Source organism: Altericroceibacterium endophyticum (assembly GCF_009827595.1).
Classification (GTDB): domain Bacteria; phylum Pseudomonadota; class Alphaproteobacteria; order Sphingomonadales; family Sphingomonadaceae; genus Altericroceibacterium; species Altericroceibacterium endophyticum.
Genome location: NZ_WTYT01000005.1, coordinates 155,642 through 176,964 on the forward strand (window position 1 = coordinate 155,642; position 21,323 = coordinate 176,964).

21 protein-coding genes are annotated in these 21,323 nt (G+C 60.0%); 4 read left to right on the forward strand and 17 right to left on the reverse strand.

Annotated elements, in window-relative coordinates; genetic code table 11:
• Window positions 1-15: 15 nt before the first annotated feature.
• The 15 genes from murC to GRI91_RS11930 form a co-directional block, all read right to left on the reverse strand.
• A complete protein-coding gene (gene murC, locus GRI91_RS11860; protein ID WP_160736900.1) occupies window positions 16-1,431 on the reverse strand; it encodes a UDP-N-acetylmuramate--L-alanine ligase in 1,416 nt (471 codons plus the stop codon).
• Window positions 1,428-2,606 carry an undecaprenyldiphospho-muramoylpentapeptide beta-N-acetylglucosaminyltransferase gene (gene murG / locus GRI91_RS11865; RefSeq protein WP_160736901.1) on the reverse strand — a complete coding sequence of 393 codons (1,179 nt, stop codon included), beginning with the start codon at window positions 2,604-2,606 and terminating at the stop codon, window positions 1,428-1,430. Before murG ends, murC begins: the two co-directional genes overlap by 4 nt.
• Entirely contained in the window at window positions 2,603-3,826 is a 1,224-nt protein-coding gene (locus tag GRI91_RS11870) for an FtsW/RodA/SpoVE family cell cycle protein (RefSeq protein WP_337190366.1), read from the reverse strand. The genes murG and GRI91_RS11870 overlap by 4 nt, the downstream gene beginning before the upstream one ends.
• Window positions 3,823-5,154 (reverse strand): UDP-N-acetylmuramoyl-L-alanine--D-glutamate ligase, encoded by a 1,332-nt coding sequence (gene murD / locus GRI91_RS11875; protein WP_160736902.1) that lies wholly within the window; start codon window positions 5,152-5,154, stop codon window positions 3,823-3,825. The genes GRI91_RS11870 and murD overlap by 4 nt, the downstream gene beginning before the upstream one ends.
• Window positions 5,151-6,221 (reverse strand): phospho-N-acetylmuramoyl-pentapeptide-transferase, encoded by a 1,071-nt coding sequence (gene mraY / locus GRI91_RS11880; protein WP_160736903.1) that lies wholly within the window; start codon window positions 6,219-6,221, stop codon window positions 5,151-5,153. The genes murD and mraY overlap by 4 nt, the downstream gene beginning before the upstream one ends.
• Window positions 6,222-7,679 carry a UDP-N-acetylmuramoyl-tripeptide--D-alanyl-D-alanine ligase gene (locus GRI91_RS11885; RefSeq protein WP_160736904.1) on the reverse strand — a complete coding sequence of 486 codons (1,458 nt, stop codon included), beginning with the start codon at window positions 7,677-7,679 and terminating at the stop codon, window positions 6,222-6,224. It abuts the gene before it with no gap.
• Complete coding sequence (locus GRI91_RS11890) at window positions 7,676-9,133, reverse strand: UDP-N-acetylmuramoyl-L-alanyl-D-glutamate--2,6-diaminopimelate ligase (RefSeq protein ID WP_160736905.1); 1,458 nt, start codon at window positions 9,131-9,133, stop codon at window positions 7,676-7,678. The genes GRI91_RS11885 and GRI91_RS11890 overlap by 4 nt, the downstream gene beginning before the upstream one ends.
• Entirely contained in the window at window positions 9,133-10,854 is a 1,722-nt protein-coding gene (locus tag GRI91_RS11895; protein ID WP_160736906.1) for a peptidoglycan D,D-transpeptidase FtsI family protein, read from the reverse strand. Before GRI91_RS11895 ends, GRI91_RS11890 begins: the two co-directional genes overlap by 1 nt.
• Entirely contained in the window at window positions 10,851-11,360 is a 510-nt protein-coding gene (locus GRI91_RS11900) for a hypothetical protein (RefSeq protein ID WP_160736907.1), read from the reverse strand. The genes GRI91_RS11895 and GRI91_RS11900 overlap by 4 nt, the downstream gene beginning before the upstream one ends.
• Window positions 11,357-12,298 (reverse strand): 16S rRNA (cytosine(1402)-N(4))-methyltransferase RsmH, encoded by a 942-nt coding sequence (gene rsmH, locus GRI91_RS11905; RefSeq protein ID WP_160736908.1) that lies wholly within the window; start codon window positions 12,296-12,298, stop codon window positions 11,357-11,359. Before rsmH ends, GRI91_RS11900 begins: the two co-directional genes overlap by 4 nt.
• Window positions 12,295-12,792: a division/cell wall cluster transcriptional repressor MraZ gene (locus GRI91_RS11910; protein WP_160736909.1), complete on the reverse strand. Its 498-nt coding sequence runs from the start codon at window positions 12,790-12,792 to the stop codon at window positions 12,295-12,297. Before GRI91_RS11910 ends, rsmH begins: the two co-directional genes overlap by 4 nt.
• A 295-nt stretch (window positions 12,793-13,087) precedes the next feature.
• Window positions 13,088-13,948, reverse strand: a complete 861-nt coding sequence (locus tag GRI91_RS11915) for a motility-associated ABC transporter substrate-binding family protein (protein WP_160736910.1) — start codon at window positions 13,946-13,948, stop codon at window positions 13,088-13,090.
• Window positions 13,920-14,294, reverse strand: a complete 375-nt coding sequence (locus GRI91_RS11920) for a hypothetical protein (protein ID WP_160736911.1) — start codon at window positions 14,292-14,294, stop codon at window positions 13,920-13,922. Before GRI91_RS11920 ends, GRI91_RS11915 begins: the two co-directional genes overlap by 29 nt.
• A 10-nt stretch (window positions 14,295-14,304) precedes the next feature.
• Entirely contained in the window at window positions 14,305-15,300 is a 996-nt protein-coding gene (locus tag GRI91_RS11925; protein ID WP_160736912.1) for a cysteine synthase A, read from the reverse strand.
• Window positions 15,301-15,407: 107 nt separating this feature from the next.
• Entirely contained in the window at window positions 15,408-15,725 is a 318-nt protein-coding gene (locus GRI91_RS11930) for a 2Fe-2S iron-sulfur cluster-binding protein (RefSeq protein WP_160736913.1), read from the reverse strand.
• Window positions 15,726-15,875: 150 nt separating this feature from the next.
• Here GRI91_RS11930 and GRI91_RS11935 point away from each other — a divergent pair, with 150 nt between their 5' ends.
• Together GRI91_RS11935 and GRI91_RS11940 are read left to right on the forward strand one after the other, a co-directional pair.
• Window positions 15,876-16,493, forward strand: a complete 618-nt coding sequence (locus GRI91_RS11935) for a DNA-3-methyladenine glycosylase family protein (RefSeq protein ID WP_160736914.1) — start codon at window positions 15,876-15,878, stop codon at window positions 16,491-16,493.
• 165 nt (window positions 16,494-16,658) lie between these two features.
• Window positions 16,659-18,734, forward strand: coding sequence for a S9 family peptidase (locus tag GRI91_RS11940; protein WP_237437832.1), 2,076 nt, complete (start codon window positions 16,659-16,661; stop codon window positions 18,732-18,734).
• A gap of 52 nt (window positions 18,735-18,786) precedes the next feature.
• Here the strand turns inward: GRI91_RS11940 and GRI91_RS11945 are convergent, their stop codons facing one another.
• The gene (locus tag GRI91_RS11945; protein WP_160736915.1) at window positions 18,787-19,077 is read right to left on the reverse strand and encodes a 4a-hydroxytetrahydrobiopterin dehydratase; all 291 of its coding nucleotides are present in this window, start codon (window positions 19,075-19,077) and stop codon (window positions 18,787-18,789) included.
• A gap of 90 nt (window positions 19,078-19,167) precedes the next feature.
• On the opposite strand from GRI91_RS11945, the gene ccmA reads away from it, so the two are divergent.
• Window positions 19,168-19,794 (forward strand): heme ABC exporter ATP-binding protein CcmA, encoded by a 627-nt coding sequence (gene ccmA, locus GRI91_RS11950; protein WP_160736916.1) that lies wholly within the window; start codon window positions 19,168-19,170, stop codon window positions 19,792-19,794.
• Window positions 19,791-20,453: a heme exporter protein CcmB gene (locus GRI91_RS11955; RefSeq protein ID WP_160736917.1), complete on the forward strand. Its 663-nt coding sequence runs from the start codon at window positions 19,791-19,793 to the stop codon at window positions 20,451-20,453. Before ccmA ends, GRI91_RS11955 begins: the two co-directional genes overlap by 4 nt.
• Window positions 20,454-20,483: 30 nt before the next feature.
• Here the strand turns inward: GRI91_RS11955 and map are convergent, their stop codons facing one another.
• Complete coding sequence (gene map, locus GRI91_RS11960; RefSeq protein ID WP_160736918.1) at window positions 20,484-21,314, reverse strand: type I methionyl aminopeptidase; 831 nt, start codon at window positions 21,312-21,314, stop codon at window positions 20,484-20,486.
• Window positions 21,315-21,323 lie beyond the last annotated feature (9 nt).

Here is a 21,323-nt window from a genome sequence, read left to right on the forward strand (position 1 = left end):
CGTCGCCCGGCTGAATCATGCCTTGCGGCCCTGCCAATTGGCCACTTCACCGGCAAGACCCGCCGCCCATTTGGTGATATCGCCCGCGCCCAGACAGACGACCAGATCGCCCGGCTGAATGGTTTCAGAGAGTTTTTCGGCCAGATCAGCCGGACCGCTAACTTCCAGCGCATGACGATGGCCGCGGGCTTTCAGCCCCTCGACCAGAGTGGCCGCGTCAACACCCGCAATCGGCTGTTCCCCGGCGGCATAGACCGGCGCAGCATAGACGATGTCGGCATCGTTGAAGGCACCCTGAAAATCATCCATCAGGTCGCGCAAACGGGTATAACGATGCGGCTGCATCACCGCGATCACGCGATTGGTGGCCGCTTCCCGCGCGGCGGACAGCACGGCGCGAATTTCAACCGGATGATGCGCATAATCGTCGATCACCGTCGCGCCGGCCACTTCGCCCACTTTGGTAAAGCGGCGGCGGACACCGCTGAATTTGCTAAAGCCGGTACGGATCGTTTCATCCGGGCAACCCATTTCAATCGCCACAGCCACAGCGGCCAGTGCATTCTGCACATTATGCCGCCCCGGCATCGGCAGATCGATATTTTCGATCCGGCGGAAGGTGCCGTCCCGTTCACGCCAGACGGCGTCAAAGCGATTGCCGCCTTCATGCGGACGAATATTGTCGCCGCGCAAATCAGCCTGCGCAGAGAAACCATAGGTGACAACCCGGCGGTCGCGCACTTTTGAAATCACGCCCTGCACTTCCGGATGATCGATGCACAGGATAGCCGCGCCGTAAAAGGGCACGTTTTCGATGAATTCGACAAAAGCATCCTTCACCGCATCGAAGGAGCCATAATGGTCGAGATGTTCAGGATCGATATTGGTGACAACCGCGATTGTGCCATCCAGCCTCAGAAAACTGCCGTCGCTTTCATCCGCCTCGACCACCATCCACTCACTGTCACCCAGACGTGCGTTGGAACCGTAGCTTTCAATGATCCCGCCATTGATCACGGTCGGGTCGATGTCGCCTGCATCGAGCAGCGCGGCAATCATGGATGTGGTGGTGGTTTTGCCATGCGTGCCAGCAACCGCCACCGTATGTTTCAGCCGCATCAGTTCGGCCAGCATTTCCGCGCGGCGAACCACCGGAATACGGCCCTCAAGCGCGGCGACCACTTCGGGGTTATCCCGCTTCACAGCGGTGGAGGTAACCACCACGGCGGCGCCCTCCACATTTTCACCCGCATGGCCGACGGCAATATGCATGCCGCGCGCGCGGAGCCGTTCGACACTTGGCCCCTCGGCAATGTCGGACCCCTGCACGATATACCCCAGATTGTGCATCACTTCGGCAATGCCGGACATGCCGATGCCGCCAATGCCGACAAAATGGATCGTGCCGATATCTGTGCCGACGCCCTTCATGCAGCGCCTCCACTCGGCAAGGCTTCACCAATGGCGGCAGGCTTTTTACTGGTCACGCGAATAACATCCTGAATGGGGCTGGCGCCGAAACTCTCCACCAGATCGGCAAGTTTTTGCGCGGCATCGGGCCGGCCGCAATTCCACGCTGCATGCGCCGCATTGGCGAGCGTTTCGGGCTTTTGCGCCAAAGCCTGGATCTGCTTGGCCAGTTCCTTGGAAGTAAAGGCCGGCTGACGGATCGACCGGGCACCGCCGGCCTCGACCATTTCCCGCACATTGGCGGATTGGTGATCATCGGTCGCAATGGGCAGCGGTACCAGAATGGCAGGACGGCCAACCGCGGTCAGCTCCGCAATGGTCGATGCACCGGCCCGGCCGATAAAAATATGCGCGTCGGACAGGCGGAGATGCATATCCTCGAAATAAGTGCCCAGTTCTGCCGCGATCCCGTGATTGGCGTAGCGTTGCCGCACAGCTTCAAGATCTTCCGGGCGGCATTGCTGCGTCACCTGCAAACGGTTGCGCAGCGCATTGGGCAGCATTGCCAGTCCATCGGGCACCACTTCCGACAGGACATGTGCACCCTGACTGCCGCCAGTGACCAGCACCCGCACCAACCCGTCAGCCGTCAGGTCGGGAAAGGGTTCATCACGCAAGCTCAGCACTTCTGCACGCACCGGGTTGCCAACCAGATGAACCTTGTCGGTGAAGCGCGGCTGCAACCGGTTCACTTTGGGATAGGCTGTAGCGATGGCATTCACCCCGCGCGCCAGAAGGCGGTTGACCCGCCCGAGCACAGCGTTCTGTTCGTGAATGACACTGGGCACGCCGGCACCGCGTGCGGCCAGCAAGGCAGGCATTGCGGGATAGCCGCCAAAGCCGACGATCGCGGTGGGCGCGAAACTGTCGATCAGACGCAAGGCCATCCGCCGGCCTTTCAGAACCGCCAGAATAGCTTTCGGCCATTTCAACGGATTTTTGCCGAACCGTCCGGCGGGAAGCACATGGGCAGGCATGAAATCGGGTTTGCCGGGAATGGCCGCCCCTCGGCTGTCGGTGATCAATTCCACCTTATGCCCGCGCTGATGCAGTTCCTGCGCCAGGGCAAAGGCCGGGCTCAAATGGCCGCCAGTGCCTCCCGCAGCGAGAATGAAATGTTTGCTGGCACCACTCATGCGGCGCGCTCCTTTTCCAACAGGCGGCGAAGATCAAATTTGCTCCGGCTGAGAAACGGGTTCCGCCGGGTGATCGACAACAACAGCCCAATGCCAAAACAAAGCGCGATTGTCGAAGAGCCGCCATAGCTGACCAATGGCAGCGTCATCCCCTTGCTCGGGAACAGCTGCAGATTGACCATGATATTGATGAAAGCCTGCCCACCGAACAAGGCGATCAACCCCGACGCGGCGAGGATGGTAAAGAGATCTTCTTCATTCATGAGGCGGTACAGTACACGAAGCACGATAGCGAGATAGACGATCACCACCAAGCCGCATACCAGCAGACCGAATTCTTCCCCGATTACCGAGAAAATATAATCCGTATGTGCTTCGGGCAGGCTCATCTTGCGCGCGCCCAGCCATAATCCAGTGCCGGTCCACCCGCCGCCCATCAGCGTCCGCCGCGCCAGATCGACCTGATCGAAGGCAGTGCCGCCGCCCAGAAAGGCATCGATCCGGTGCCGCGCATTATCATAAAATGTATAGGCCGCAGCCAGCAGCGCTATACCGGCACCGCCGATAATGCCCACTCTCTGCAACGGTAAACCGGCCAGAATGACCATGATCAGCCAGCACCCGACGAACAATATCGCTTCACCCAGATTGGGCTGCATCATCAGCAAAGCTGTAATCAGTGCCAGCACGCCCGCAGTAATGCCAATAACCGGCATCCCCGGATCGCGCAGCCGCCAGGACAATATCCAGGCCATCGTCACGGCAAAGGCAGGTTTCAGAAACTCGCTGGGCTGAAAGCGCACCCCCAGATTGATCCAGCGGCGCGCGCCATTCACTTCCACGCCCAATATCGGCACCAGCATCAGGGCAAGCAACATGGCACCGGCCAGCAGGACAGAGCCGCGCCGTGCCCATTCGCGCGGGACCATGCTGGTGATGAACAGCACAATCAGGCCCAGCGCCTGCCAGCGTAAATGTGTCCAGTAGAAATAGAGATCGTTCAGCGCTGTCTGGGAGGTCGAAAGACGATGCGCGCTGGCGGGGGACGCTGCCGCCACGGCCACCATCCCCATCGCCATCAAGGTGATGATCAGCGCCAGCAGCACCCGGTCAATTTCGCGCCACCACACTTTAAGCTGCGCCTTGCGGCTTTGCGGAAAACGCGGCGTATCATTCCGTTCCCGCGTAGCTGTGGGAATATAGGGCCTAGCTGCTGTCACGCCCCGTTCTCTCTATCTCCGGTAAGCTCATCGACGATCGAGCGGAAGATATTGCCCCGTGTCTCGTAATCGCGAAACTGGTCGAAACTCGCGCAAGCAGGCGAAAACAGCACGACCTCGCCCGGCTGCGCCGCTGCGATCGCCCGCCGAACTGCTTCATGCAGCAGCTCGCAAGGTTCAACCTGCATATGATCGCCTAACAAATCCGCGAACATCGCCCCGGCTTCCCCGATCGTATAGGCACTGATGATGTTGCCGAAGGCATCCGCACATTCATCCAGATTGTCCGCCTTGGGCAAACCACCGCAAATCCAGTGAATACGCGGGTTTGGATTGGGCGGAAAGGCCGACAGAGCCGGCGCGGTGGAGGCTGGATTGGTCGCCTTGCTGTCATTGACGAACAGGACGCCGTTTCGCTCTCCCAGACGCTCCATCCGGTGCGGCAGCCCCGCAAAACTGGCCAGCCCGCTTTCGACCTGGGACCGCGTCAGTCCCAGCTCCAGCGCCAGGCTGGCCGCAATGGCCGCATTCTGGAGATTATGTGGGCCTTGCAGGCTCGGCCAGTCTGCCTGATATTCCCGCCAATGGCTCATGTCCGCGCATAATACCCGCCCCGATGCACGGCGGCTTGCTTCGGCCAGATGCACCGCATTGGTAGAGGGGTCATTACAGCCAAAGACGGCAAATTGCCCGGCGCCCTGCATCGAAAAAAGCCGTGATTTGGAAAAGGCGTAATCCGCGAAACCGTCATATCGGTCGAGATGGTCGGGTGTGATATTGGTCAGCGCGGCCGCTTCACAGGCGAGCGACTGGGTGATGTCGATCTGGTAGCTCGACAATTCCAGCACATAGACCCCGCCTTCCGGCAGCGGTTCTTCGCCCAGAATGGGCAGGCCGATATTCCCGCCCATGCGAACCGGTACGCCCGCGGCAGCAAACAAATGATGGACCAGCGCGGTCGTGGTGGATTTGCCATTCGTGCCGGTGATGCCGATCACCTTATGCGCGGGCAAGGCCGCCCGGCTTTGTGCGAACAGCTCTATATCGCCAATTATCGGCACACCTGCAGCGCGCGCCTTATCCGCAATCGGATGGGTGTTCAGCGGCACGCCGGGGGACAATACAATCCCGTCAAATCCGGTCAGATCAATTGTCAGCGGATCGGCAATGTCAGCACGTCCGGCCAGTTGCTCACGCGGCGTGTCGCGCCTGTCCCATGCCGTGACCTGTGCGCCGCTGGCGAGCAAAGCCTCCGCCGCGCTCATCCCTGATCGGGCAAGACCCAGCACTGCATAGCGTTTTCCGGAGAAGGCAGGGGAAGTAATCACCTGAGCTTGAGCGTCGCAAGACCCAGCAACGCCAACATGATGGAAACAATCCAGAACCGGATCACAACCGTGCTTTCGGCCCAGCCCAGCTGTTCAAAGTGATGGTGGATGGGGGCCATACGGAACACCCGCTTCCCGGTGCGTTTGAAGAAGAACACCTGAATGATGACCGACACGGCTTCCAGAACGAACAAGCCGCCCACGATCGCCAGCACGATTTCATGATGCGCGGCCACGGCGATCGCGCCCAGCGCACCGCCCAGAGCAAGGCTGCCCGTATCACCCATGAACACTGCCGCCGGCGGGGCATTGAACCACAAAAAGGCCAGACCCGCACCCATGATCGCGGCACAGAATATCGCCAGTTCGCCTGCGCCTTCGACATAAGGAATGCCGAGATATTCGGAATAATCGACCCGGCCAACCAGATAGCAGATGATCGCGAAAGTGCCCGCCGCAACGATAACGGGCATGGTCGCCAGACCGTCCAGACCATCGGTCAGATTGACGGCATTGCCCGCCCCGACAATCACGAAAGCGGCGAATATGTAATAGAACGGGCCCAAGGGAATCGCGAAGTCAGACAGGAAGGGCACATAAAGATTGGTGTTGAGCTGGCTGACGATGATCCAGCTGGCGACCCCGGCCACCGCGAATTCCGCCAGCAAACGCACTTTGCCCGACACGCCCTTGTGGCTGCGCTTGGTCACCTTGTCGAAATCGTCGACAAAACCGATCAGGCCAAATCCCCCCGTCACCGCCATACAGGCCCAGACGAGAGGATTGGTGAGGTCCATCCAGAGGAGCATGGCCAGCAGCAAAGCGATCAGGATCATCAGCCCACCCATGGTGGGGGTGCCGGTTTTCGCCAGATGCGATTTAGGGCCATCTTCCCGGATCGGCTGGCCTTTACCCTGCCGGACGCGCAGCATTGAAATGAAGCGCGGGCCGATGATCAGGCCAATCGTCAAAGCCGTGATCAGCACGGCCCCGGAGCGAAACGTTTGATAGCGCACGAGGTTGAAAATTCCCTCGAATTCCATCCATTGCGCAAGAAAATACAGCATTCAGCGTTCCCTGTCGGTAAAGCGGGCAACGACTTGCCCCAGTCCGACTGAATTTGACCCTTTAACCAGCACCGCATCACCGCCTACCAGCCCATAGGCTTCGAGTGCGGCGATGGCATCGCCCGGACCATCGCAATGAGCGAATCCGATTGTTTTGCCAAGCGTTGCGCTGGGGCCTTTCCCCAATTCCTGAGCCAGAACAGCCATTTCTTCGCCCACCAACACCGCAAAATCGATATTGGCCTGCGCCAGAGGTTCGGCGATCTGACTGTGAAAGGCGGCGGCAAAATCGCCCAGTTCCTTCATCGAACCCAGCACTGCGACCCTGCGCGTGGCGGGAGTCTGCCCTAATTGCGCCAATGTGGCCCGCATGGATGCAGGATTGGCATTATAGCTTTCATCAATGAACAAGACATGCCCGCCGGGTGCCACGACGCGGTGCCGCGCGCCGCGCCCTTTGAGCCCGCCCATTTCGCCAAGTGCAAGACCAGCCGCACCCAGATCACCGCCCGCTTCATGGACGGTGGCCATGACTGCCAGCGAATTCATGACCCAATGGTCGCCCGGCTCTGCCACCGTGTAGCATAAACGCTGATCATGCAGCTGCGCCGTGACCAGAGAACCGCCAGTGGCGGCGGGAATCGCATCCAGCAAGCGCATATCGGCCGATGGGTCCGCGCCAAAAGAAACAATCCGCGCCCCGTGCTTTTCCGCCGCGGCGCACAGCCGTTCATAGTGCGGATTATCCGCCGGGATGATGGCCACGCCCCCCGGGTTCAATCCCTCGAAAATCTCGGTCTTGGCATCGGCAATCGCGGCTTCACTGCCCAGATTTTCAATATGGGCAGGCGCGATGGTGGTTATGACGGCAATATCGGGCTTCACCTGCGCGGTCAGATTGCGAATCTCACCTGCATGATTCATTCCCATCTCAAAAATGCCATAGGCACTGCGTGGCGGCATCCGGCTGATGCTGAGAGGAACGCCGACATGGTTGTTGTAGGAACGGATAGAGCGATGCGCCTTGCCTCGGCTGCTACGCTGCAACGCCGCAAAAATCGCCTCTTTCACGCCCGTTTTGCCAACCGATCCGGTAACGCCGATAATGCGCGCATCAACGCGGGCACGGGCTGCGCGGGCCAGATCTTCCAGCGCCGCGCCGGTATCCTTCACCAACACATGCGGCCAGGCAATCGGCCGATCCACGATGGCAGCGGCGGCACCATTGGCAAACGCCTTGTCGATGAAACGGTGGCCATCCATGCTTTCGCCGATCAGCGCGACGAACAAATCACCCGCCAGAACATCACGGGAATCGATTTCAACACCGGAAACCTGGAAAGATCCACTGGCTGTTCCGCCTGTGGTGTCAGCGATTTCCTGCGCCGTCCACAAAGCGGTGGGTCTTGTGTCTCCCGCCCGGCCGGGCCAGCTGAGAATCTTTCTTACCGCGCTCATCCGGCGCCTCCTCCCACGCTAGCGGCACACTCCCGGGCAACCGAAACATCATCAAAAGGAATAACGCGCATCGTGTCGCCAGCGCCAATGACCTGCCCTTGTTCGTGGCCTTTGCCCGCGATCAGCACAATGTCGGCCGGACCAGCCTCGGACAGTGCCGCCGCAATCGCCTCTCTCCGCCCTGCAATTTCGCGCGCTTGCGGCGCAGCCTGCATGATTTCGGCACGGATCGTCGCCGGATCTTCACCCCGCGGATTATCATCGGTCACGATCACCAGATCGGATTGGGCCTGGGCAATTTCCCCCATCGGTGCGCGCTTGCCCCGGTCCCGATCACCGCCAGCACCGAAGATCGTAATCAGCCTGCCCGTCACATGCGGCCGCAATGCCGCGATGGCGGCCCCCAACGCATCGGGCGTATGGGCGTAATCGACATAAACCGGCGCACGTGACGCCGTAATCACCGCGCGTTCCAACCGCCCGCGAACGGGCTGCAAACGGCTCATGGCGTCAAACACCCTGTCCGCTTCCCCGCCACATGCCAGGACCAGCCCGGCTGCGGTCAGGGCATTGGCCGCCTGATAGGCACCGATCAGCGGCAGATTGACCGTATAATCCTGCCCCCCGCAGGTAAGCGAAAGAACCTGACCCAGCTGGCCCGGCTCACGCCCGTTCAATCTGATCGTTTCGCCGTTTTCGCCGATGGTCATGACACGCAATCCACGCGCATTCGCATGATCCACCGCCTTCGCCGACCATTCATCATCCGCCCAGACCACGGCCGTGCCACCCGGATCGACCACTTCGTCGAACAGGCGCATCTTGGCCGCAAAATAATCATCCATATCGGCATGATAATCGAGATGGTCACGACTGAGGTTGGTAAAGGCTCCGGCCAAGACTGGCAGACCTTCATTGCGATACTGAGACAATCCATGGCTGGATGCCTCGTAAGCGACATGGGTCACGCCTTCACGCGCAAGGCCGGTCATATTCGACAGGAACGTAACGATATCCGGCGTGGTGAGGCCGGTGGACACGCTTTCATCCTGCGTCGTCACGCCCAGCGTACCGATTGAAGCAGCACGTTCGCCGCACATACGCCATAGCTGGCGGGTCATTTCGGCGGTGGAAGTTTTGCCATTCGTGCCGGTGACGGCAACTATATTGGGCGGCACGGGACGGAAAAAACGCGCCGCCAGACGCGCGAACGCGCGCCGCGGCTGCGCATCGGTAATTGGCACGGCGCCGTCCACGCTGACACCCGGACGGGTGACAATTGCCACTGCTCCGGCGGCAATCGCGGCGGGAATGAAATCCTCCCCATTCACCCGGCCGCCCTGAAAGGCACCGAAAACGGTGCCAGGCGCCACTTTGCGGTGGTCAATGGCAAATCCCGTAACCGAAACATCCGCGCCACTTGGTACGTTATCGACCAGCTGGCTCAACTTCATTACTCATCCCCCTTAACCAAAGGCTTGAGATCTGTGAGATCGATATCGTGGGTCGAATCCGGCGTCACCCCAAGCAGTGGTCCAATTCGGGGGACAAGTTTGCCCACAATCGGCGCGGCGTTCCATGCCGCCGTCCGCTGATAGGAACTGGCAGCTGTGCCCTTCGGCTCATCCAGCATCGCGATAATGACATAGCGCGGCTTGTCCATCGGGAAGGCGGCGGCAAAAGTGGAAACCAGCGTATGGTGGCGATAACCATTTGCACCAGGCTTCTCCGCCGATCCGGTCTTGCCCCCCACCCGGAAGCCGGGCGCATCGGCATTGCGCCCCGTGCCATAGACCGCAATCATACGCAGCAGCTGGTTCATCCGCGCACTGGTGCTGGCCTTGAACACCCGCCGTCCGCGCGGCGCAGCGCCGGGTGCGACCTTACGCAATGTTGCCGGCCGCCAGATGCCGCCATTCACCATCGTCGCATAGGCCGATGCCAGATGCAGCGGCGTCACCGCGATACCGTGGCCATAGCTGACCGTCATCGCACGCAGCCGCCGCCATTCGCCCTTCGGCCAGATCGGAAAACCGCGCGCAGGGAGTTCGATATAAGGCCGTTCATTCATGCCGAGATCGGCCATGGTCCGCTTCAGACGCTTGGCCCCCAGTTCATCAGCAATCTGCGCGGTGACGATGTTGGAGGAATGGATCAACGTTTCCGGAACATTCAGCGAGGCGCCAATCGTGTGGCTGTCGCGAATTTGGAAACCACCCACCTTCAGCGGTCGGTTTGCCTGATATCGGCGCGACAGATCCGTCACCACACCAGCATCGATCGCAGCAGCTACCGTTAGCGGCTTGAAGGTGGACCCCAATTCGTAAACCTGGTTGGTCACCCGGTTGAACATGAGTTTTTCACCCTGTTCATCGATCTTGTTCGGGTCGAATTCCGGCAAGGAAGCGAGCGCCAGCACTTCACCCGTATCCACATCCAGCACAATGCCTGCTGCACCCAGTGCATCCACCGCCAGCATGCCGCGGCGCAGTTCATCCTCCAGCGCACCCTGCACGCGCATATCGATAGACAGCGGCGTCGGCGTTCCGCGGGTCGCCGGGTCCAGCAATTGATCATCCAGCACGGATTCCATGCCCACGCGGCCATGCCCATCCGCCGCGACATAGCCCAGTACATGGGCCGCCATGGACCCTTGCGGATAATGCCGATCACTTTCGCGCGGCAATTCCAGCGCCAATTCGCCAATGTCGTGCACACGGTTGGCTTCTTCCGGCAGAACGCGGCGGCGCAGATAGCCGGCCTTTCCGGCCTCCAGCCGCTCGGCTATGTCGTCGACATCCATTCCCGGAAAGATGGCGGCCAGTTGCTGCGCGACCACACGCGGGGATTTCACGAGAGGAGAGCCGCCGTCACCCAATGCCTTGGGATTATACCACAGGGCATAGGCCGGAAACGCGCGCGCCAGCGGAACGCCATTGCGATCCGTAATTTCACCGCGCGATGGCAGCAGTGCCTCCGCCATGGATTGTTCCGACGGGGTCGGCTGAACCAGTCCGATCCAGGCAATCCGCAACAACGCCGCCAGAGCCAGAGCGAGAAAACAGACAATAATCAAAAGCACGCGCAATCGCGCCGTCAGCAGCAAGCGCTCACGGATATTGACGAGGCGAACCCGCCCGCTGGCCAAAGCCCCGGACGCGGTCAGCGATGTCATTTAACGGAGCCCCCCGCAACGGTCCCCAGCGCCACACGCATCGGTCCATTGGAGATCGCCTCCTGCTCTTCATCCTGTTCTGGCGGTGCCAGCAGGTCGGAGGCAACAGGCTTGCCAGTCAGGGGAGAAACCAGCCGGGGGAAAGGCGGCGATCCACCATCGGCCGCATCATTACGCGCGACGCGGATAGGCGCCGGTGCATCCTTGCCGCGCGGAACGCCGAATTGTGCCAGCTTCCGTTCACTTTCGACAAATTGTTCGGCCGTCGGCGCGCGATAGCCGAATTCGAGGCGGTTCCAATTCGCCAATTGCTGCTGATTGGCCCGCGTTTCAAATTCGGTTTCGAGCAACAGCTTGTCCTGCTCCAGCTGCACGATCTGGCGTTCTGCGCGCACGACATCGCTGCGCACGGCGTGCACTTTGAGATGCAGAACGAGATAGAGCCCGGTGCAGAGCGCCAGAACGGCGATCCAGCCCATCCGGCGCAGACGGCTTTGCGGTATCATGTGGCCTCCCTCGCGGCAGTCGCCGTCCGCGTGGCACCGCGCAAAATGGCGGAACGCGAACGTGGATTACGCGCGATTTCGGCGTCCCCGGCCCGAATGGCCTTGGACAGCCCGGTGAATGTTGGTTGAGCCCCCTCCCCGATATCCGGCAAATGACGTGAAACACGCGCATTGCCGCCCGACGCATCCCGCAGGAAGCGTTTGACGATACGATCCTCCAAACTATGAAAACTGACCACAGCCAGCCGCGCCCCCTGACGCAGCAAGTGCTCGGACGCATGCAGCGCCTGTTTCAATTCATCCAGTTCCGCATTCACATGAATGCGCACGGCCTGGAATGTCCGTGTGGCCGGATCCTTCGGTGCGCCCTGGCGATACCCCAAAGCCTTGCGCACGATCCGCGCCAGATCCCCTGTCGTGGTGAGCGGACGCGCTGCAACGATTGCCCGCGCCACCCGGCGTGACTGGCGTTCTTCCCCATACAGATAAAGCACATCGGCAATGGCCGCTTCATCTGCAGTGTTGAGAAAATCGGCCGCGCTATCCCCTTCCTGGCTCATCCGCATGTCGAGCGGCCCGTCCATCGAAAAGGCAAAGCCGCGCCCGGCCTGATCAAGCTGCATGGAGGACACGCCAATATCCATCACCACGCCATCAACTTGCTCTATGCCGGTTTCCGCCATCGCCGCGACCATTTCGGAAAAACGCCGCGCATGCAGCACCAGCCGGGGTTCACTGCCCTGGGTTTCAGGCCATTCACGGCCAGCCGTGATGGCATCAGGGTCCCGGTCAAATGCATGAACCCGCGCGCCCGCATCCAGCAGCGCGCGCGTGTAGCCGCCTGCGCCAAAAGTCGCATCGATGATGACGGCATCCTGAGCCGGACCAAGCACGTCGATCACTTCATCAAGCAAGACGGGGATATGCGGCGCATTCATGCCTTTTTCCCCTTGGCAGCAGCTTCGGCTTCCAACTTACGGCAGGCCGCCTGCGCGCCTTCCCAGCCCGTGCCCATGCGATAAAGCTCAGCGGGGTTCCACAGGGTGAAGAAGGAACCGGCACCCTGAAAATAGACCCCCTGATCCATGCAGCCCAGCTCTGCCAAATGATCGGGCATCACGAAGCGACCGCTTGCATCAAAGGGCAATTCGCTGAAGCCGTAGAGCTGCATGGCACGCAGATCGCGATCGAAATCCTGACCCAGCCGGATGGCGCGTTCTTCTTCGCGGTCGATCTGGTTGGCCAGCTCATCACGGCGTGACAGGCCAAAGGCGGTCAGGCAGTTCCAGCGGTCGTGCTTGGCAAGGCACAGGATACGATCATCGCTGCTTTCGGCAACGGCTTTGCGAAAGGCTGGAGGCAGCACGAACCGACCTTTATCGCCGCGAAGCGAAAAGCCCTGTCCGCTGTAATTGACTGGCTGCCCTGCCACTGACGCTGTGCCCCTGGCTACAATTGTACACCATCGGTCATATCTCACCCGCTCGGACACGCGCCGAAGCGCGGCTCGATCGCCCCGTCAGAGGCGCAAAGCGGGTGATGTCTCCGATATGGACAATAACTAACCCGCCCAATTCCGGGAGGAAAGGGGAAAACACGGGAAATTTGGGGAATACATCGCAAGTTATTGTTTTATAACAATTTCATTTACTTGCTGAACTATCTGTCAGTGGCAGATTTCCTTACGAAGTCGTTAAAATCACTGGATTTCCCGTAGAGGGACCGACTCAGGAATCGGGCTCGCCCGCAATATCCCCGGATTCGCCCCTGAGTTGCCCCAACAATGCTTCAAGCGCAAATATTCTATTTTTTTCAGGCACTTCATCGTCAAGAATCACCGAATCTGCCAGGATTGTGACGTGCCCTGCCCCGATTTCGCACAGAGCCAGCACACCCTTTGCGGCAAATTTACAGGCCCCCGGCGCGGTTGATTTTTCCGGCCTTCCCGCAATTTCCCCAGCGAGAAATATCGGAATCGGAGCAATCCAGCCTTGCGCCAGATGAACATGATCCTGCTGATCCGACGTGAAGAGCAGTTCGAGCCCCCAGCGATCAAATATCGGGGACAGCAGGATCACACCCTGCGGCCGCCTTGGATCGCCAAGCCCGAAGGGGGAATGGCCGGTCATCATCGGGTCGGCAAACAGCAGCAGACGCCCCCCGCCGCGCACCCAATCATCCAGCGCGACATTTTCCTGCGGTGACAGGATTCGAGGCTGCGCCAGCAGCAGGTAGGATACATCCTTCAGCCGCTCGGCATCCAGAAAGGAGATCGGCTTCAGGTGAAAGCTGCGCTCGATAATCGCCCGCGCCCAATGCGGTTCTGCGTCCACCCTGAGCGCATCTTCCACACTGGCCGCATTGCCCCAGTAAATCGGCACCGTGCCCATCAGGCCCAGCTCTGGCAGCTTCCTGGCAGGATCTGCAGCAACCTCATCCGCGATCTTTCCGCCGCCTGACACCTGCTCCGCACTCTCCTGCGCAAAGGCAGTCTGAACCGGAACCAGCAGGCCCGGGATCGACATGGTAAGCAGGAGCGAGAAAGTGCCCGAAAAGAGCCTAGTCAGAATGTGGCGCCACTGGGACATCGCCAGTCTCCGGCAGCATGTCGGGGTCATATGCAGGCTTCTGGGGCTGCGGCGCCGGTAATGTTGGGACAACCCCGGCATCGGCCAGAGGATCGCCTGCGCCTTCGCCCTGATTGCTTTGCGGACCAACCGTGGAGGCCGCCTCGGGCACGGCGGTGGCCTCGACCACGGCCGCGCGTTCCATCACGATATTGGCAAGCCCCACCATCAGCACCATTGCCGCCAGTCCGGCAAAACCGATCTGCAGCCGTTGAACAGAATGAAACCGCGATCCTGACAGCGTGACCGTGGCCTGTTCACCCTCCTCCCGGGGAGGAAGCAGAGATTTCACATGATCCTTGGCCATCGCGTGTCGCTCACTTCAACCAGTCGAAAACCGGCAATCCTTTTTCCTGCAACCACTCACGGTTGTAGAGCGAGGAAAGATAACGGAAACCGGTATCGCACAAAATGGTGGCCACGCGGGCATTGGGGCCGAGTTTTTTCCCCAGAGCCACGGCGCCGGCGACATTGATCCCTGAAGACAGCCCCAGACACAGCCCCTCTTCGCGCAAGAGATGTGCGACCCATTTCAGGCCCTCTTCATCGGAAATGCGGAATTGATCATCAATCGGTGCACCCTCCAGATTGGCGGTGATACGACCTTGCCCGATACCTTCGGCCACCGAAGACCCTTCAGCCTTCAATTCCCCATTGGCGAAATAATTATACAGCGCGGCCCCATGCGGATCGGTCAGCGCGATGCAAATGTCCTGATTGAATTCTTTCAGTCCCATCCCGACACCGGCCAGCGTGCCGCCGGTACCCGCGGCGCAGGTAAAACCGTCAATCCGTCCATCTAGCTGCGCCCATAATTCGGGGGCCGTGCTTTCAATATGGGCTTTGCGATTGGCGATATTGTCGAACTGATTGGCCCAGATGGCGCCTTCGGTCTCTTCGGCCAGACGGCGAGACGTATGCACGAAGTGGCCGGGATTCTTGTAGGGGGCAGCGGGTACCAGAACCAGCTCCGCACCCAGAGCGCGCAGCGTATCCATCTTTTCGCGCGATTGCGTTTCGGGCATCACGATGATGGATTTATAGCCCTTGGCATTGGCCACCAGGGCAAGACCGATCCCGGTATTTCCGGCCGTGCCCTCCACGACCGTACCGCCCGGTTTCAGCGTTCCGCGCGCCTCCGCATCATTGATGATCCAGAGCGCGGCCCGATCCTTCACGGATGCGCCGGGATTGGCAAATTCACATTTGCCGTAAATTTCGCAACCGGCCGCTTCACTTGGCCCCTCGAGCAGGACGAGCGGGGTGTGGCCGATAAGGTCGAGCGTATTTGTCGTAGCAGGGAGCACATTCATGATTGCAGAGTTAGGCGCGCCGCCCCTCATGCGCAATGTAGATCCGCTAAATACAGATCAAGTTCTGCCTGTGCGCCCTGCTGTTTCCGCTCAAACTTCAGATACGCTCAATCTTCAGGAGCGATCGTGACCCGCAGACCGTCCAGATCATCGTTGAAATTGATCTGGCAAGACAGGCGCGAATCCGCATTGCGATGGTCGGAACTGTCGAGCAGATCGTCTTCATCTTCGCTCACGGCCGGCAGCTTGTCCTTGAAAGCCGGATCGACAAATACGTGGCAAGTCGCGCAAGAGCAGCAGCCGCCGCACAGCGCCAGCAATTCGTCAAAACCGCTATCCCGGATAATTTCCATTACCGTCAGGCCAGCTTCGCCCTCGACGGTTTTTTCCTCGCCTTCACGGTTTACAACTTGCAACTTGGGCATCGCTTACTCTTTCCTTGAGGGATACGGCATGATCACCAGTTAGGGGCCTGCTAGGAAATAGCACCGCAATTGGCAAGCAATCGGCGGCAACAATGCGCATTCGGCAAAGTTTCGATGGCCGGACCATCAATTTTTGGAGCAAGCAGAAATATGGGAATGACGTCTGAGAGGCTCCGCCTGTCGCTTGATAAAATAGCAGAGCAGGAGCCCGCCATTTCCCGCGCACTCGCTGTGGCGGGGTATCCCGATGCGCGGATCCGACCGACCGGCTATCGCACCTTGTTGCGCACCATTGTGGGGCAACAGGTATCGGTTGCCGCCGCCGCCAGTGTCTGGACCAAGCTGGAGACGCTGCTGGGTGAAGATATTCCGCCCGACCTCTTGCTGGAACAGGATTTCGACACGCTGAGAGCCTGTGGTCTCTCTCGCCAGAAACAGGGCTATGCCCGGTCCCTGTGCGAATTGGTGGTGAATGATGATCTGGATCTGGCCAATCTGCCGCAAGATGATGAAGCCGCGATTGCCGAACTGATCCGGATCAAGGGGATCGGCCGCTGGTCGGCGGAGATCTATCTGCTGTTTGCCGAAGGTCGGGAAGACATCTGGCCCGCGGGCGACCTCGCCGTGCAGGTCGGCATAGGCAAGATTCTCGGCCTGCCAGAACGCCCCAGCGAGAAGGAAACCCGCTTGCTGGCGGAAAGCTGGCGTCCCCATCGCGGAGCCGCGGCCATCCTGACATGGCATTGCTGCAACAATCCCGCTTTGTAGGCGGGCCCGCCAAAATCGGCGCTCACGCAGCGGTTCCGCGGTCTTGGCAGCGTCCTGTCGCCTGCACTGGCCCACTGGCCGAAACTAGGCCAACGCCCCCTTGCGCAAAGACCGGTTTGGCCTGACACTCGCCTGCGTAAGAACGATCGGGGGAGTTGTTCAATCATGACGAAACAGAAGCCACTTACCGCGATGAGCCTTGCTGCCAGTATCGCCCTTGCCGGCGGGGCACAGGCTCAGGACGCCAGAACAGACACATCAGGAGAGACGATGACAGCCAATCAGAGCATTCGCGAAGCCACCAATATTGCCGATACGCCGCTGATCCCGAGGGATGCGCTTTATGGGAATCCGACGCGCTCCTCCGGTCAGATCAGCCCGGATGGCAAATGGCTGAGCTGGATGGCCCCGCAAGATGGCGTGATGAATGTCTGGATTGCCCCGGCCGACAATCCCGATGCGGCCAGGGTCATGACCCATGCGAGCGAGCGACCAATTCCGCAATATTTCTGGGCCCCGGATTCGCGCAGCCTGCTGTTCGTTCAGGACAAAGGCGGCGACGAGAATTACCTGCTTTACGGGGTCGATGTGGAATCCGGCGTTGAACGGAGCCTGACACCATTTGAAAATACCCGTGTGCAGTTGGTCGGCACGTCCGAATCCATGCGGGACCAATTGCTGGTCGGCCTTAACAACCGCGACCCGCGTTTTCACGACGTCTATCAGCTTGATCTGAATAGCGGCGAGCTGACACCTGTGCTGGAGAACAATGGCTATATCGGCTTTCTGGCCGACGACAGCCTGACCCTGCGCTGGGCCATGCAGCAAAATGCCGAGGGCGGAATGGACATGTTCCCCATCAGTGATGGGACCATTGCCGAAAATCCGGCAGAAAGCACGACGCTGGAGGACGCGCTCACCACCACAGCGCTGGGCTATACCACTGACGGAAATACGCTTTATTGGCTCGACAGCCGTGACCGTAATACGGCAGCGCTGATCGCACAGAATGTCGAAACCGGCGAAAAGACGATTCTGGGGGAAAGCGACAAGGCCGATATCGGCGGCGTTATGACGCATCCCAAAACGGGTGAAGTCGAAGCGTATTCCGTCGATTATCTGACGACCGAATGGCACGCGCTCAACCCGCAAATCGGGGCCGCGCTTGATTGGCTGGATAAACGGCTGGAGGGTGATTTCGGCGTCCAGTCACGCACCGAGGATGACAGCAAGTGGCTGATCTGGAACGATCCGCTGATCTCCCCCAGCAAGACCTATCTGTTTGACCGCGAAGCGGAAACGCTGACCGAGTTTTACACCACCCGGCCTGAGCTGGAAGGCGCACCGTTGCAGCCAATGCAGACGCTGGAATTGAAGGCGCGCGACGGGCTAACGCTGCCGACTTACCTCACCCTGCCCGCCGGTGCCCAAAGCAGCGGCAAGCCGGTGCCGATGGTGCTGCTGGTGCATGGCGGCCCTTGGGCACGCGACAGCTATGGCTTCAACCGTGCGCACCAATGGCTGGCCAATCGCGGCTATGCGGTGATGAGCGTGAACTTCCGCGGCTCCACCGGTTTCGGCAAGGATTTCATCAATGCCGGCAATCTGGAATGGGCCGGTACTATGCATAATGATTTGATCGATGCAGTGGATTGGGCCGTGGGCGAAGGCATCGCCGATCCTGACAAGGTTGCCATTATGGGCGGGTCTTATGGCGGCTATGCAACGCTGGTCGGCCTGACCTACACGCCTGAAAAATTCGCCTGCGGGGTCGATATTGTCGGTCCGTCCAATCTCGAGACATTGCTGGAAACCATCCCCCCTTATTGGGCACCGATGGTGGCGCAGTTTCATGAACGCATGGGCAATCCCAATACCAAAGAAGGGCTGCAATTGCTGAAGGATCGCAGCCCGCTCTATCGCGCCGATGCGATCACCAAGCCATTGCTGATCGGACAGGGAGCCAATGATCCGCGCGTCAAACAGGCGGAAAGTGACCAGATTGTGGGCGCGATGCAGGAATCGGGCATTCCGGTGACCTATGTGCTGTTTCCCGATGAAGGGCATGGTTTCCATCGTCCGGAAAACAACATCGCCTTCAACGCTGTGGCGGAAAACTTCCTCGCCACCTGCCTTGGCGGACGAGCCGAGCGGATCGGTGACACGCTGGAGGCCTCCACGGCCGACATCGTTACCGGCGCAGATTTTGTCGAAGGGCTGGAAGAAGCTGTGGCTGACTAATCCTTGCAATCCCCCGTGCTGCAAAATCCGCACGGGGGATTTGATTCTCAGCTTACAGAAGCGCGTCGATCTTGCCCGCCATGGCGATATCCCGGTTGGAAAGTCCCCCGGCATCATGCGTGGTCAATGTGATATCGACCGTATTGTAGACATTGGACCATTCAGGATGATGGTCCATGCTTTCGGCAATCAGCGCGACGCGGGTCATGAACCCGAATGCCGCGCTGAAATCCCCGAATTTGACAACACGCGAGATTGATTGCCGGTCATCCGCCAACTTCCATTCATCCAGATCGGCCAGTGCGGCATCGCACTCTTCTTCAGTCAGTTTTTCGATCGCCATCTACTCTCTCCTTCAAAGGCATTTTCTAATCGCCACGCGACCCATGCGGGCAGCTTGTCGATTCCCATTCTTTTCCCTAACGCACCCACCATGAATGCGTGCCGCCTCGCTGCTTCGAATCTTGCCTGCCGTAAGGGCGACAGGTTGCTCTTCCGCCGGCTCGATTGTGCTGTGGAGGCGGGACAGGCGCTGCAGATCACGGCGCCGAATGGAATGGGCAAATCCAGCCTGATCCGAATTCTTGCCGGGTTGGCACGTCCCTTTGCGGGGGCGGTAGAGCGCAATGGCGCGGCCGGACTGCTGGATGAACGCCCCGCCCTTGATGAACATCGCCCCTTAAGCAACGCGCTTGGCTTCTGGCGTAATCTGGACGGGGAACAGGATCAGGCTCTCCAGGAACTGGGCCTCAAAGCCTTGATGGAGGTGCCGGTGCGGTATCTTTCCACCGGCCAGCGCAAACGCGCGGCCTTTGCCCGGCTTATGGGGCAAGGCGCACCGATCTGGCTGCTGGACGAGCCGCTCAACGGGCTCGACACGCAAGCCGTCACCGTATGTGAAGCGATGGTGGAGCGCCATTGTAACAAGGGCGGCATCGCGATCATCGCATCCCATCAAAGCATGCGCATCAGCGGCATGACGGAATTGAAACTGGCCGATTTCGCGGTGACCTCATCGTCGGCAGAAGACCCGGCACTTTCATCTGAGAGCGTCATATGAGCGCGCTCTGGACCATCCTGCGGCGCGATCTCGCCATGCTGTTTCCCGGTGGTGGCCGCGGCGGCGGCAGCCTGCTCCCGCTGCTGTTCTTTCTGGCCGTGGCAATGCTCTATCCCTTTGCGGTTGGACCGGATGCTCCGCTGCTGGCCAAAACCGGCGGCGGCGTGATCTGGGTGGCCGCTTTGCTGGCCGCCATCCTGCCGCTCGACCGCTTGGTCGCGCCCGATCTGGAACAGGGTTTCTTCGACCAATGGGCCTTGCGCGGCATCTCTGAAGAGGCCGTCATCGCCATCCGGGTGCTCGCCCATTGGCTAAGCTTCGGGCCGCCCTTGATGGTGGCTGCACTGCCTGCCGCTGCACTGCTCGGAATTGATGGCAATGCGCTGCGGATCGTGGAAATAGGCCTGCTGGCCGGGACGCCGGGGCTGGCAGCCATTGGCGTCACCATTGCCTCGCTGACAGTCGGTCTCAAAAGTGGTGCCGCGCTGTCGGGTCTGCTGCTGATTCCGCTCGCCGTACCGCTGCTGATCTTTGGTGCGGGGAGCCTTTCGACCGGCAGCGAAGGCGGGCTGGCCTTAACCGCCGCGCTCAGCCTGGTGCTGGTGGCAATTACGCCTTTCGCAGGCGGCGCAGCCATCCGGGCCGCCCGCGAAAACTAAGCGTACACAGCGTTTATATTCAGCCGCCGATCAGCCCTGATAGGGCGGCTGATGCAGTCCCTTGGGGCTTTCGGTGAAGATTTCGCGCCCGTCTTCGGTAATGCCGATGGAATGTTCGAACTGCGCGGTCAGCGATTTGTCGCGCGTCACTGCGGTCCAGCCGTCATTGAGCATCTTCACCGCAGGCTTGCCCAGATTGATCATCGGCTCGATCGTGAAGAACATGCCGGGCTTCAATTCCGGGCCAGTGCCTGCCTTTCCGGCATGGACCACTTCGGGCGAATCGTGGAACAAACGCCCGACACCATGCCCGCAGAATTCGCGCACAACGCCGTAGCGGTGGCTTTCGGCATGTTTCTGAATTGCGGCGGAGATGTCCCCCAGACGAATGCCAGGTCGCGCCATATCAACGCCAATCATCAGGCATTCATAGGTCACATCAATCAGCCGCCGCGCCTTGATGGAGGCATCACCCGCCACATACATCCGGCTGGTATCACCATGCCATCCATCCAGCAGCGGGGTGACGTCGATATTCAGAATATCGCCATCCTTGATCACCTTGCTGGACGGGATGCCGTGGCACACCACATGGTTGATCGAAATACAGCAACTATGCGTGAAGCCGCGATAACCCAGCGTTGCTGGCACAGCGCCAGCATCGAGCGTCATCTCACGGACCACATCATCGAGTTCCTGCGTCGTCACGCCGGGCTTTACCAGAGGCACCAGCGCGTCGAGGATTTCGGCCGCGAGCCGCCCCGCCTTACGCATACCTTCAAAGCCCTCGGCCCCATGCAGTTTGATAGTACCGTCGCGCAGGACGGCTTCGTCTCCGGTGATGTGCTGATATTCGGTCATGCCCGCCCA

Bases quoted from the DNA above. Each gene is read 5' to 3' on its own strand.
- GRI91_RS11925 (WP_160736912.1), bottom strand. From the start codon at position 15,300: ATGAATGTGCTCCCTGCTACGACAAATACGCTCGACCTTATCGGCCAC.
- GRI91_RS11945 (WP_160736915.1), bottom strand. From the start codon at position 19,077: ATGGCGATCGAAAAACTGACTGAAGAAGAGTGCGATGCCGCACTGGCC.
- GRI91_RS11900 (WP_160736907.1), bottom strand. From the start codon at position 11,360: ATGATACCGCAAAGCCGTCTGCGCCGGATGGGCTGGATCGCCGTTCTG.
- GRI91_RS11920 (WP_160736911.1), bottom strand. From the start codon at position 14,294: ATGGCCAAGGATCATGTGAAATCTCTGCTTCCTCCCCGGGAGGAGGGT.
- rsmH (WP_160736908.1), bottom strand. From the start codon at position 12,298: ATGAATGCGCCGCATATCCCCGTCTTGCTTGATGAAGTGATCGACGTG.
- GRI91_RS11890 (WP_160736905.1), bottom strand. From the start codon at position 9,133: ATGAAGTTGAGCCAGCTGGTCGATAACGTACCAAGTGGCGCGGATGTT.
- GRI91_RS11895 (WP_160736906.1), bottom strand. From the start codon at position 10,854: ATGACATCGCTGACCGCGTCCGGGGCTTTGGCCAGCGGGCGGGTTCGC.
- GRI91_RS11930 (WP_160736913.1), bottom strand. From the start codon at position 15,725: ATGCCCAAGTTGCAAGTTGTAAACCGTGAAGGCGAGGAAAAAACCGTC.
- map (WP_160736918.1), bottom strand. From the start codon at position 21,314: ATGACCGAATATCAGCACATCACCGGAGACGAAGCCGTCCTGCGCGAC.
- murG (WP_160736901.1), bottom strand. From the start codon at position 2,606: ATGAGTGGTGCCAGCAAACATTTCATTCTCGCTGCGGGAGGCACTGGC.
- GRI91_RS11915 (WP_160736910.1), bottom strand. From the start codon at position 13,948: ATGTCCCAGTGGCGCCACATTCTGACTAGGCTCTTTTCGGGCACTTTC.
- GRI91_RS11955 (WP_160736917.1), top strand. From the start codon at position 19,791: ATGAGCGCGCTCTGGACCATCCTGCGGCGCGATCTCGCCATGCTGTTT.
- GRI91_RS11940 (WP_237437832.1), top strand. From the start codon at position 16,659: ATGACGAAACAGAAGCCACTTACCGCGATGAGCCTTGCTGCCAGTATC.
- murC (WP_160736900.1), bottom strand. From the start codon at position 1,431: ATGAAGGGCGTCGGCACAGATATCGGCACGATCCATTTTGTCGGCATT.
- mraY (WP_160736903.1), bottom strand. From the start codon at position 6,221: ATGCTGTATTTTCTTGCGCAATGGATGGAATTCGAGGGAATTTTCAAC.
- GRI91_RS11885 (WP_160736904.1), bottom strand. From the start codon at position 7,679: ATGAGCGCGGTAAGAAAGATTCTCAGCTGGCCCGGCCGGGCGGGAGAC.
- GRI91_RS11935 (WP_160736914.1), top strand. From the start codon at position 15,876: ATGGGAATGACGTCTGAGAGGCTCCGCCTGTCGCTTGATAAAATAGCA.
- ccmA (WP_160736916.1), top strand. From the start codon at position 19,168: ATGAATGCGTGCCGCCTCGCTGCTTCGAATCTTGCCTGCCGTAAGGGC.